Here is a 12345-nt window from a genome sequence, read left to right on the forward strand (position 1 = left end):
TCCAGTGGTTTTTTGGTTACTCGTTACAGGTCTCAGGCGGCGTTTTCGGGCTGCCGCAGCAGTCCGGTTTTCGCTGCACGTTTCAGATCGTCAAGGCTGTAGCTGTCCAGATCAAGCGCCTTGAGGATCTCGTTTTCCGCCTCGAAATCCCGCCCGTACATGGCCGAGAAGATGCGGATGCCCGCCTCGTGCAGCGGCGCGGGGTGCCCGGTCAGCCGACCGAGTGCGGCGGTCAGCACCAGCCCGTAGGGCACGTCTTCGGTGACATAGCGGCTGTCGGCTGTCGCCGGCCCGGTTCCGCCATTGCCCTGCGCATGCATCTGCTGGTTCATCTCGGAAATCGAGGCGACGGGGACATGGAACGACAGGTGGAAATGCTCGAAGATCGTCTTGACCTCCAGCCCCAGTGCCTTGGCGATCTCAAGCCGTTCGAGATCGAGGTCCTCCAGCAGGCGGCCCACGGTCGGCGTGACGTTCTGGCCCTGCGACCAGTTCTCGCCGCGTTCCATCCGGGTGATGTTGCCCAGCGCGATGCCCATATGGTTCTGAGGGTTCAGGTTCGACAGCGAGATCGCCAGCAACCCGTCGCGCGGTTGGAACCGGTCACCGAACAGCTCCTTGCAAAGTGCCAGGGCCTCGTCCGAGCGGTCCCCGGGCACGGTGCAGAGGTCCACCTTGCTGCGCACGGTGTTGACCTTGACCTCGGCCCCCGACTGGCGCCGCCCGGTGCAGATCGTGGTGCCCCAGGCGGTGATCGGTACGGAAACTCCGCGATCCGCAAGCAACTGCATCAGGTAAACAGCCCCAAGCGAGGCATGGGAGGAGATGATGACCTGGTGGTGCGGCTCGATATGCGGGGCCAAAGCGTCCAGCACGGTTTTGTGGCCGTAACCCGGCAGGGCAATGATCAGCACGTCGTTCTCGCGCGCCAGCGTCGCGGCAGTGTCGGCGATCCGCGGGGTCAGCGAGGTCTCGACCGCGCCGGTCGCCGTCAGCGGAGCACCCTTGGCCAGATCGGCCGTACCAGCCCCCGAAGGGGACCACAGCATCGGGTCATGTCCCGCCTCGTGCAGCACCGCTGCCGTTCCGAAGGCGATCGCCCCCGCGCCTGCCAAACCTACTTTCTTGCTCACATCCACACCTTCATCGCTTGCGGTCTTTCACCCCCACATTACACCTACTTAACGGAATGTCATCCGCTATCTGGGAATTCATGGATTATTTTCCGGAATCTTCGAGCCGCACAGGGTCACCAAGCACATGCATCAGCCTGTTTGCCCAGCCGAACAAAGAGGCCGAAAGGATCAGATCCAGCACCTCCGCCTCGTCCAGCCCGGCCTCCTTCAGCGCCTGCATGTGTTCCGGCCCGGCCTGAGACGGGCATTCAGACAGCGCCACGGCAAAGCCGAAAATGGCCCGGTCGCGCGTATCCAGTTCCGCATTCGCGCCATCGCGGAACAGCTTGTCCGTCACTTCGGTCGATTTCTCGATCTGGGCGTGGCGCATGGCGTGGACGGCGGCACAATAGATACAGTGGTTGACCATCGAGGCCCCAAGCGCACCCAGTTCCCGCTCGGATCGGCTCATACCGCCCTTGTCGTACATGATCGCGTTGAAAAGAGGCGAACGCACCTTCAGGCTTTCGACATCATGCGCCAAAGTCAGAACGTACTCAGACACCTTGGTGTTCGAAGGTGTCACCTTGAGCGCATCCAGTTGTTCGGCGGAGGCTTCCTGAAGGTCAACGGGCTTAACCCGCGGCTGCCAATGCGGCACGTTGCGGGTGAATTTCGTGATTACCTTGGTCATGCCGACATCCCTTTCATCAGGCGCAGCCCGGCGATGACCCGGATCTGGTAGGCGAGAAAGGCATTCAGCTCGGCAAGACGGACGATATCGGCATCGGCCACGCCCGCAGATTGCAACGCCAGGATATCGTTGCCCGCGACCCGGCGGGTGTCGGCAGCCACCTTGTCCATGAACCCGACAACCTCGGCCAGGCCCTGCGCGGCCCCGTCTTCGGTGGGCTGGACCAGGGCGGCGAAATCACCGGCGTCGGCGGCGTAGCGCGCCGCAAGCTCGGCTTCATCGTTGAGATTGGCGATCCTCGCGGCCAGCGCAGCACGCAAGCTATGGCTCCACGGTCCGGCATCCTTCGGACGCAGCACGGCCTCTTCTGCGGCCTGTGTCATCTCGAAGATGTTGGCGCGCCCCTCGACGGCGGCCTGTACAGCCGTGCCCACCCCGATATCTGCGCTGTTCAATGCGGTCGTATCCAATGCCATCAGGCCACTTTCCCTTTCTTTTCGTCACAGGCCAGTTCGGTCGGCGTCCATTCGCTGCCATCCAGTTCCGGCTTGTCGTAGTCCAGCATTGCCTGCCAGTGTTCCGCCACGTCCTCGGAGTATAGCTGCCCGGCCACTGCCCGCGTTAGCCACCCTGCCCCTTCCGAAATGCCCGGAATGTCACCACTCACTTTCCCGAGGCTGGCAGATGCCCCGTAGTTGAAGCAGTAGACGTTCGACAGCCAAGGTGCCGTACCCGGCACTTTCTCGCGAAAGGTGAAATCCTCGTTCAAGTAGGGAAAGCGCCCCAGGTCACGCGATTGTTCGTCTTCGGGTGGCGTATAGACATCCTGCCACAGGAGGATGTTCCCTGCCGCGTCGCCAAATTCGGTCCGCGACAGCGGGTCGATGGTAAAGCCGGTGCCAAGGATCACGAAATCCGCCTCGTAGGAGGAGCCGTCGGCAAAGCCGACCTGCACCGCACCGTTCTTTTCCACGGTCGACTGAACCGCCTTTCCGAAATGGAAAAAGGCGTTGGGATGGCGGCTGACCCGGTTTGTCGATCCATGCGGGGGCGGCGTCTGGGTGGCAAAGGAATATTGCATGAAGCGCCAGCGCCACTTATCCGGCAGGCTGGCGTATCCGGCGGTAAAGCCGAAACTCCCGATGCCCATCATCTTGTTGATGGTCGGCATTTCCTTGCGGCGGATCAGGTGGCGAACCTCGGCGGCACCATGTTCCAGCGCCTCGGCGGCATTGTCCACCGCCGACGCCCCGACACCGACCACGGCCACACGTTTGCCCTTGAGCGCGTCAAAGTCGATTTCATCCGCGCTATGCGCCCAGTACTTGGACTCCAGGTTCTTTACGAAACCGGGAATGTTCGGCTGTCCGGTCCCGTCGCGCCCAGTTGCAAAGATCAGCTTGCGGCAAAGGATCGAGTTTTCCGACGCACCGGACAAATGCAGCCGCAGAAGATCCCCCTCGGGTTCGACGAGGTCGACCGACACACCGTTTTCCGTGGGGATGTCCAGGACTTTCCGATACCACTTGAGATAGTCCATCCACATGGGTCGGGGGATCTTGTCCAGCGCCTCCCAATCTTCGGTCCCGAACTGCGCGCGATACCACGCCTGGAATGTCAGTGCGCCGTGCCCATAGGCCGGGCCGGTCAGCTCTTTCGGCGACCGCAAGGTTTCCATCCGCGCATAGGTGAGCCACGGACCTTCCAGCCCTTCGGGCGAACGATCCAGCACCCGCATGTTGTGAATGCCGCCGGTCTTCAGCGCTGTCCAGGCCACCATGCCGCACATACCACCGCCGATGATGACGACATCAGTCACACCTTCGCGTGCCGGCACCCAGTCCTTGCCCGGCCAGCAGAGGAATTTCAGATCCTCGTGCAAGCGCGCCTCAAGAGCCTCCAGGCCTTGGCCATCAATCGGGGAAGAGGTGTCATGTGTCATTACGTTTTTTCCTGTAGCTCTAGTCCGCTCGTCCGGGTCAGGCCGGCGTGGAGCCGGACCAATTCGGATGCAGATCGTCTATGTGATAGGCGTGGGCGTGACGATGCCGGGGGCCCTGGCTCGGCGCCTCGCGGAAATGCGGGTGACCCTCGGGCAGTTCCGGATGCTCATGCAGGCGTTCGATCGGATCTGTCGCGGGCCAGACCCGGACCGCAAGAACCGCGGTACCGGCGGTCAGCCCGGACAGGATCAGCAGGGCCGGTTCGAGTCCGGCCAACGCAGCCAACTGTCCGGCCAGCGGATAGGCCAGCAACCATCCCGCATGCGAGAGCGAGAACTGCGCGGCGAATACTGCAGGTCGATCCGCCGCACCTGCCGAGCGCGCGATAACCAACCCGCCCGGGGTCAGCACCAGTGAGGCAGCCAGTCCAAAGATCATCCATAGCGCCATGTAGCCCGCATAGCCCAACGGCAGGGCAATACCCAGCCCTGCAACCGCGTGCATCATGGCGCCCCCCAGCATGACACGCCGCTCGTCCGTGCTCTCGACAAGACGGGGAACGACAACGGCCCCAATGGCAGCGCCCAGCCCGTAGAAGGCCATCAGGATCGGGTATTGCCCTTCTGCATCCCCAAGCCGGACACCCGCAAGTACAACAGAGTTCACCAGCACCCAGGCCATGCTCAAGGAAAGGGCGAAGTTCAGCAGGAACAGTCCACGCAGGCGCGGCGTCTTGCGATAGATGCTCAGCCCCTTCATGGCGCGGCGCAGGAAAGGCCCCTTGCCCTGCCCTGTCCTGTCGGCCGGAAAGCGCGTGGCGAAAAGCGCTGCCACGGACCCCGTAAAGGCCAGCGCCGCCACCCAGAACAGGAACTCTGCCTCTATCAGTTGCAGCACCATGGCCGCAATGATCGGGCTGAGCACCGACTCCAGTGTGTATGCGATACGAGACCAGACGAGCGCCCGGCTATAAAGCTTTTCGTCGGGCAGGACGTCAGGGATCACCGATTGAAAAAGCGGCGTGAACCCCGAGGACACGGCAAAGAAGACCAGCGCCAGCAGTGCGATCTGCCAAGTCTGCGTTGCAAAGGCCATCGGCAGAAGCAAAAGCATCCGCCCGAGGTCCAGGCCGATCATCACGCGTTTGCGACGGCGTCCGGCAAAGAGCGCCTCTGCCAGTGGGGCGATGCCCACATAGGCCACCATCTTGACCGCCAACAAAAACCCGACGATCTGCCCCGCCGCCGCAACCCCGCCGATCCGATAGGCCGCCAGCGACATGGCCACGGTCATCAGCCCGATGGCAAGCAGAGAGAAGACCTGCGCGGCAAAAAGGGTCCGAAAGGACGGATTGGCGATTGGGCTGATCCGAGGTTGTGTCATGAGGCAAGGGGATCCTTCGAGGCGGTCACGGCATTGAACCGGGCTGTGCCGGTGTCGACGCGATAGTCCTTTACATAGTCTGGGGCGGTACGCGCCAGATTGTCCACCGCCTCGATAATCGAATTCACCTTGGTATCGGACATAAGTGCCGAAAGGTTAAGACGTACCCAGCCCGGTTTCGCTGTTTCTTCGCCACGTTCCAGCGCTTCGATGGTTGCGTCCGACTCACTTCGGCCCAACCCCAGCAACCTGTGACCATAGGGTCCGGCACAGGCACAACCGCCGCGGGCCTGGACGCCATACCTGTCGCTGAGCAAACGGGTAAAGAACTGGTGATGCACCAATCCCCCCTGCCCGTCGCGCACACGAAAGGAAAAGATCGGCAAGGCCTGGGCGTCAGGCTGTCCAAGCAATTCGATCCGATCATTCTGCGACCAGATATTCAGCGCCTTTTCCCGAAGCTCTGCCTGCCGCTTGTCCAGCCACTCCTGGTCCAGCGCCTCTTTTACCAGTAGGGCAAGCGCCGCGCGGATATCGCCGGTGACATTGGGGGTGCCGCCCTCTTCTCGCGCCGACAACGTGTTCGAATAGACGTGCCCCCAAGGCGATACGAAACTGACCGTGCCGCCGCCTGGAAGAGTCGGCGTTGCACGGCGGGCGATCCCGTCGCGAATTACCGCGACACCACTGGACCCGGGACCGCCGGGAAACTTGTGGGGCGAAAACACGATAGCATCCTTCTGCGCATCGGTGCCCGCCTTCATGTCCATCGCGCAATACGGTCCGGCACAGCCGTAGTCCCAGACCACGAACGCCCCGTGGGCGCGCAACAGCCGCGTCACCGCGTCGACGTCAGTGACAATCCCCGTCACATTCGACGCTGCGGAAAAGGTTCCGACGATCAGCGCCGCATCTTCCGACGCCTTCAGCGCATGAGAGAGGTCTTCCATATCGACCCCGCCATTTGCGGCCTCAGCGATCTCGATCACCTCGGCCCCTGTCTCGCGCCAGGGCAAGATGTTGGAGTGATGTTCGTACGGGCCGGTCAGAACGACGACACGCTGACCTGCGGACACAAGCGAAGGCAGATCCAGCAGACCGACGATCCTGTTGATCCCGGCAGTGGACCCCGACCCGGCAAAGATCACGCTCATCCCGTCACCGGCGCCGGTCAGCCGTGCGATTTCACCCCGCGCGGCTTCTCTCAAACGGGTCATGTATTCGCCACAGAACGACGCCTGAGTGTGCGTGTTCGCATAATACGGCAGCACCCGGTCGCGGACGAAGTCTTCAACCTGTGTCAGCGCCCGCCCGGAGGCGACATAGTCCGCGTAGATCAGCGGGTGCACGCCGAACGGTCCTTCGATCTGTACGTCCTCGCCGATCAGCCCGGCGCGGATCCGGTCTCGAATGTCGGCGCCTTTCAATGCGGTTTTGAAGTCATCGAGCGGTGTCATATCTTCCTCAGCTGTTGAGGGCAGATTGTGACGCATGATCCGCAAAAATCTTCCCATAAATTCATCGTTGATTTCGATTTTTTGTGTCATATGATTGACACATGGCCCAGAAACCAGATCATTTTGACCACCTCATCCTTGAAGAGCTCCAGCGCGACGCGGCTCAGTCACAACGGGCCCTGGCGGAAAAGGTCGGCCTGTCACAGAACGCTTGCTGGCGGCGCCTGAAGACGTTGGAGGCCTCCGGCGCCATTCGCGGCCGGACTGTGGTCATAGACCGCGAAAGGCTCGGCGCGGGGTTCGTGGTCTTTTCCCTCGTCAAGACACGACATCATTCAGCGGATTGGCTGCGCCAGTTCCGCAACCATGTCTCGGCCATCCCGGAGGTCATCGACTTCTTCCGTATCGGCGGCGAGTATGACTACCTGCTTAAGATCGTTGCCCGCGACATGGCCGGCTACGATGACGTCTACAAACGCCTGATCGAGAATATCGAGCTGGAAACCGTCACCTCCTTTTTCGCCATGGAAGCGATCGAGGAGCAACGCCCGATCCCCTTACGCCAGATGTGACCCGGTCCCCATTGAATCCGCGTTTATGAGTTCGCTCTGTTCAGGGTTTGGTCCTCTACCGACCGTTGGTGATACTCCCACGGGGTGAGCCCGTCGAGGCTCGTGTGGGGGCGGTTGTAGTCGTCGCGCCACGCCTCGATCAGGCCGCGGGCCTGGCGCAGATTGGCGAACAGGTGCTCATTGAGGCATGCGTCACGCGGCCGTCCATTGAAGCTCTCGACGAAGCCGTTCTGCATCGGTTTTCCCGGAGCGATGTCGTGGCATTCGATCCGGCGCTGCTCCTGCCATTTGAGGATGAAGATCGGGGTCAGCTCCGTGCCGTTGCCGCTGACCACCATGCATGGATAGCCGCGCACCCGAGCGATGCTGTCGAGCTCATGGCCAACGCGCTGCCCAGGCAGCGAGGCGTCCACGACCGCGGCCAGGCATTCCCGGCTGAAGTCGTCGATGACGCAGAGCCCCCGGAAGCGGCGACCATCGGACAAGCTGTCTGACACGAAGTCCAGCGACCAGCGCTGGTTCGGCCCCTGCGGGATCGCCATGGGTGCCCTGGTCCCCAGCCCGACAACCTTCGACAAACTGGAATCGGACCAGTTCATGCCCGCGGCCAAGCGCATCTATTCACGGAACGTGTGGGACGTGCGCAAAATCGGCTCCGCAATCGAAGACTTGCCCGGTGGCGCAGAAGATGCCCGTCTCGAATCCTCTGAGGATTGGTAATGGCAGGGGGAGTTTCGATGCGAATGACATTGAAATACGTTGCGGAGGACACCGACCGGCACGGCAACGTGCGCCTCTACTACCGACGGAACGGGCGAAAGGTGCGCCTCCGTGGCCCGGTCGGTTCACCTGAATTTCTGACGGATTACCGGCGCGCCGCCGCGCGACCAAAGGAGTCGCGCAAAAAGTCCCCGCCGAAACCCGGTGTCCTGCGAAAAGACTCGCTGCATTGGCTTTGCGCTCAATACTACAAGTCCACAATGTGCGCGGAACTTGGCGCGGGGACACAGAAGACTCGGCGGTCGATATTGGAACGGTTCTGCCAGCCTAAGGGCAACGGCGCGATTGATCTGTACGACGCAGACGCTCCCCATACCTGCTGATCTGGGTCGACAAGGACATGGCCTGGCGTGCGCCGCATGACGGGCGACCAGCATGGTCTGTGGTGTTTTCCGATGCGGCCATACAGTTCAGCCTCACGATCAAGATCTTGTTCAAGCCAACGCTTTGCCAGACCTCTGGCATGGTGACGAACCCGCTGAAGTTGGCGGGACTAGACTGGCCCGTGCCGGATTTCTCCACACTGTGCCGCAGGCAAAAGACTCTGGCCGACCAGGTCCCTTCTCGCCACGCGGATGGCCTGCTGAACCTGCTTGTGGCCAGCACCGGGATCAACGATGGCGAATGGCAGGCACGCAAGCACAGCGTTCAGGGTCGGCGCCAGAGGCGCAAGGTCCATCTGGCCATGGCCCCCGCGACGTCCGACATCCGCGCTGTCGAGTTCACACCCAGCCGCGATGGCGACAATCCTGCATTGCCCTACTTGCTGGGTCAGATCCCTTAGGCCGCGCCAAGAGGCAAAGATTCGCTGCCTGAAATCCGTCGGCGAGCGCATCATGGCAAGAGACCCAGACCGCCGGGCCGCCGAAATCCAAATTCGCATCGCCCTCATGAACCGCTTCAACGTCCTCGGCACAGCCGAGATCGTCCGCGCAGCCTTGCGTCAACGGGGTAAGGGGCAGTCAGGCCTCAGGCCGGGACAAGGCGACAACGCCTATTAGAACGGGTCACGTTTTGTCATCCCGAGACACAAATCGGACACCCGCCTCGCAGCAACCTGAGTTCCTTTGACAGCGCCCCTCAGGAGCATCGTCGAATACCCACTAGCGAATGCTCAACTCGTCTGTCGCGCGGCCCCCATCAAGGCGGCGGCCGCGGCTTCCGGTCCGGTCGCGCGATCGCGTTTCAGGCGCTTTATTCGACTCCCCCAAGCGCCAAATTGATGGTTTCCGCACAATCCTGAACCAAACCTCGCGCCTGTTCGACATCGAGGTCTTCCATCGCGACCACGCCGACTGAGGCCTCGATGGTACGTCCGGACCTCACCGTCCTTGCGAGGGGACTTGCCACGCCGACGGCTCCCTTTTGCAGGGCCCCACGCGTCAGACTGAAGCCCTTTGCACGGGCTTCGCGCACTTCTTGCATATCGCCTGCCTCTTCCGGCCGTGAAGAGAGGATGGCGATCCCGGCGGCGCCTTGGGTCAGCGGATGGCGGCTCCCGACCTTGTAGCCGACCCGGATCAGTCCGTCTTGCGGTTCTGCGACCACGACAGCAACGCAATCCTTGCCTTCGGCCATGGACAGGAAAGCAGTTGCACCGGCCTGTTCGGCAAGGCGTTCGAGTCGCTTCTGAGCGATGACCCGGAATTGCGGCAGGAACTTCGACTCCAACCGGAGAACCCCGGGTCCAAGGAAGAGTCGTCCGTTTGCAAGTCGGGATACCAGGCGGTTTTCCTCCAGTGTCGACACGACACGGTAGGCAATGGCCCGGTCCACACCAAGCTCCGAAGCAATTTCGCCGACAGACACACCGCCTTCGGACGCACCGATGAAGAACAAGGCTTTCAGGCCACGATCGAGGGTTTGCAAAGTCGCCATGCCTGTTTTCTCCACGCGGGCCGTCCTGCCCGGCGTTGACCGGGGCAAGCATCCATGTTTTACTATTATAGATCACAAAGTGCTATAAAAGTAAAACAGGAAAACTCGATGCCGAACACCTGCCCTGTCGAGACACCAGCCCTTTCGCCGAATGGATGCCCCATCTCAGGACGGGCTGCCGCCTTCACCCCGTTCAACGGCCCCTACCAGGTCGATCCGGGCGAGGCCTTGAAATGGGCGCGTGAGGAGGAGCCCGTCTTTTTCAGCCCGGAAATCGGCTACTGGGTGGTGACCCGCTACGAAGATGTGAAAAGTGTCTTTCGCGACAACATCCTGTTCTCGCCTTCGATCGCGCTGGAAAAGATCACTCCGGCTGGCCCCGAAGCCCAAGCGATCCTGCAGAAATACGGCTTTGCCATGCAGCGAACGATGGTCAACGAAGACGAGCCGCACCATATGGAGCGCCGCCGGCTTCTGCTCGACGATTTCCTGCCCGAAAACCTGCAAAAGCACGAATCCGCAATGCGAACACTAACGCGGCGGGACATGGACCGTTTCATCGACCGAGGGCATGCAGACCTGGTCGAGGATATATTCAGCGAAATTCCGTTAACCATTGCGCTGCATTTTTTGGGCGTTCCCGAAAAGGGGGCCGAGCAACTGCGCGGTTTCGCTGTTGCCCACACACTCAACACCTGGGGGCGTCCGACCCCGGAGGAACAGCTGGAGATTTCCGAGAACGTCGGACGATTCTGGCAGACCGCCAACCGGGTCCTGGATGACATGATCGCCAATCCGGATGGCGAGGGATGGATGTACGAAACCGTGCGCCAGCACTTTAAACATCCGGATGCCGTTCCCGAGAGCTATCTGCGTTCGATGATGATGGCGATTCTGGCGGCTGCACACGAAACGACCTCCAACGCAACCGCCAATGCCTTCTGGACCTTGCTCAACAACAGGGAATCCTGGGAGGAACTATGCGAGACTCCGAGCCTCATTCCCAGCGCCGTCGAAGAGTGCCTGCGCGTTGCCGGGTCGATTGTCGCTTGGCGCCGGATCGCGACCGACGATACGACCGTCGGCGGAGTGGATATTCCAAAGGGCGGGAAGCTCCTGATCGTTCAGGCCAGCGCGAACAAGGACAATCGCCATTGGGAAAACGCCGACGACTTCGACATCTACCGGGACAATGCGTCGGAACACATGACGTTCGGCTATGGCGCGCATCAGTGCATGGGCAAGAACATCGGGCGCATGGAAATGCGGATCTTTCTCGAAGAATTTACCCGTCGGCTGCCGCACATGCGTCTGGTAAAGGGACAGGTCTTTGAAAACCTGCCCAATGTGTCGTTCCGCGGGCCTTCCAAACTGCTGGTTGAATGGGATCCCGCGCTCAATCCGGAAAAGACGGATCCCTCCGTCCTCGATCGCTCGATGTCCTTCAAGATCGGCGCACCGGTGAGAGAAGGCATCCTTCGCCGGGTCGTGGTCCGCGATGTGATCGACGACAGTACCGGGGTGAAACGCTTCGTGCTGGCCGACCCCAAGGGACGCAAACTCCCCAAATTCTCTGCCGGTGCGCATATCGACCTCGTCGTCGGCGACTACCGCCGGAAGTATTCTTTGTGCGGCGACGCCTCGGATACCAAGACCTTTGAAATAGCGATCCTGCGCGAGAACAACGGTCGTGGCGGCTCGAAATTCTTCCACGACAACGTGGCGCCCGGAGACGTCGTACACATTGCCGGGCCCCGCAACCATTTTAGGCTCGACGCAAATGCCCCCCAGTACATCCTGATCGCGGGCGGCATCGGCATCACGCCAATCCTGGCCATGGCGGACCGGCTAAAGGCGTCCGGAAAGCCCTACCACATTCACTTCTGCGGAAAATCGCGCGACAGGCTTCCTTTGCTGGACCGCGTACAGGACCGCCACGGTCAGAGCCTTTCGTTGCATATCACCGCAGAAGGAACGCGTCTCGATCTGGACAGAGCCCTTTCGAAAGTCGGTGGCAATGATCGCGTCTATGCGTGCGGACCGGATCGACTGCTCGACGAACTCGAGTCGCTCTCGGCCAACTGGCCGGAAGGCACGTTGAAATACGAACTCTTCTCTTCTGCGAACGGTGCCCTTGATTCCAGTGTGGAACATGCTTTTGAGGTCGAATTGCGAGACTCGGGAATGACCGTCTCGGTCGCGGCTGACCAGACCCTGTACGACGCGCTTCGAGCGTCGGGGGTCGATATGCCGATGGATTGCGGCGAAGGTCTGTGCGGCACCTGCGAGACACGGGTCATCGATGGCGAGATTGACCACAGGGATCGTGTCTTGTCGGCAAAGGAAAGAGCTCAAGGCGACCGCCTCATGACCTGCTGTTCGCGGGCCCGGAACGGGAAGCTGGTACTGGCGCTTTGAAGCTCCCCCCGAAGGCAGAGAGACCCGGACGGCCTGTCTGCCTTCGCCGGCCGTATTGACTTGTGCAGCCCCGGATCAGACTTGCCCGAACGTGATGTTCTTACG

The 12345-nt window shown here is 61.3% G+C and carries 9 protein-coding genes and 2 pseudogenes; 3 read left to right on the forward strand and 8 right to left on the reverse strand.

The features are described from left to right. Positions 1-32 precede the first annotated feature (32 nt). The 6 genes from BLQ71_RS23310 to BLQ71_RS23335 form a co-directional block, all read right to left on the reverse strand. Positions 33-1133 carry an NAD/NADP octopine/nopaline dehydrogenase family protein gene (locus tag BLQ71_RS23310; RefSeq protein ID WP_074623452.1) on the reverse strand — a complete coding sequence of 367 codons (1101 nt, stop codon included), beginning with the start codon at positions 1131-1133 and terminating at the stop codon, positions 33-35. 85 nt (positions 1134-1218) lie between these two features. After that, the gene (locus BLQ71_RS23315; RefSeq protein WP_074623440.1) at positions 1219-1809 is read right to left on the reverse strand and encodes a peroxidase-related enzyme; all 591 of its coding nucleotides are present in this window, start codon (positions 1807-1809) and stop codon (positions 1219-1221) included. Continuing rightward, positions 1806-2285, reverse strand: a complete 480-nt coding sequence (locus BLQ71_RS23320) for a hypothetical protein (protein ID WP_043145708.1) — start codon at positions 2283-2285, stop codon at positions 1806-1808. The genes BLQ71_RS23315 and BLQ71_RS23320 overlap by 4 nt, the downstream gene beginning before the upstream one ends. Further along, positions 2285-3751: an NAD(P)-binding domain-containing protein gene (locus BLQ71_RS23325; RefSeq protein WP_074623441.1), complete on the reverse strand. Its 1467-nt coding sequence runs from the start codon at positions 3749-3751 to the stop codon at positions 2285-2287. Before BLQ71_RS23325 ends, BLQ71_RS23320 begins: the two co-directional genes overlap by 1 nt. A 37-nt stretch (positions 3752-3788) precedes the next feature. Continuing rightward, positions 3789-5135: an MFS transporter gene (locus BLQ71_RS23330; RefSeq protein WP_074623442.1), complete on the reverse strand. Its 1347-nt coding sequence runs from the start codon at positions 5133-5135 to the stop codon at positions 3789-3791. Next, positions 5132-6592 (reverse strand): aminotransferase class V-fold PLP-dependent enzyme, encoded by a 1461-nt coding sequence (locus BLQ71_RS23335; RefSeq protein ID WP_074623453.1) that lies wholly within the window; start codon positions 6590-6592, stop codon positions 5132-5134. The genes BLQ71_RS23330 and BLQ71_RS23335 overlap by 4 nt, the downstream gene beginning before the upstream one ends. Before the next feature lie 101 nt (positions 6593-6693). Here BLQ71_RS23335 and BLQ71_RS23340 point away from each other — a divergent pair, with 101 nt between their 5' ends. Continuing rightward, complete coding sequence (locus tag BLQ71_RS23340; RefSeq protein ID WP_069210082.1) at positions 6694-7164, forward strand: Lrp/AsnC family transcriptional regulator; 471 nt, start codon at positions 6694-6696, stop codon at positions 7162-7164. Between the two features lie 23 nt (positions 7165-7187). On the opposite strand, the pseudogene BLQ71_RS23345 reads toward BLQ71_RS23340, so the two are convergent. Further along, positions 7188-7724, reverse strand: a pseudogene (locus BLQ71_RS23345) (integrase core domain-containing protein); the annotation flags it as partial. Positions 7725-8233: 509 nt separating this feature from the next. Between BLQ71_RS23345 and BLQ71_RS23355 the strand changes: the two are divergent. After that, positions 8234-8882, forward strand: a pseudogene (locus tag BLQ71_RS23355) (transposase); the annotation flags it as partial. Positions 8883-9138: 256 nt separating this feature from the next. Here BLQ71_RS23355 and BLQ71_RS23360 read toward each other — a convergent pair. Next, complete coding sequence (locus tag BLQ71_RS23360; protein WP_074623454.1) at positions 9139-9822, reverse strand: IclR family transcriptional regulator; 684 nt, start codon at positions 9820-9822, stop codon at positions 9139-9141. Between the two features lie 108 nt (positions 9823-9930). Here BLQ71_RS23360 and BLQ71_RS23365 point away from each other — a divergent pair, with 108 nt between their 5' ends. Continuing rightward, a complete protein-coding gene (locus BLQ71_RS23365; RefSeq protein ID WP_074623446.1) occupies positions 9931-12240 on the forward strand; it encodes a cytochrome P450/oxidoreductase in 2310 nt (769 codons plus the stop codon). The last annotated feature ends 105 nt before the right edge of the window (positions 12241-12345 follow it).

This window comes from Antarctobacter albus (genome assembly GCF_900101505.1).
In the GTDB taxonomy this organism is placed as follows: domain Bacteria; phylum Pseudomonadota; class Alphaproteobacteria; order Rhodobacterales; family Rhodobacteraceae; genus Antarctobacter; species Antarctobacter albus.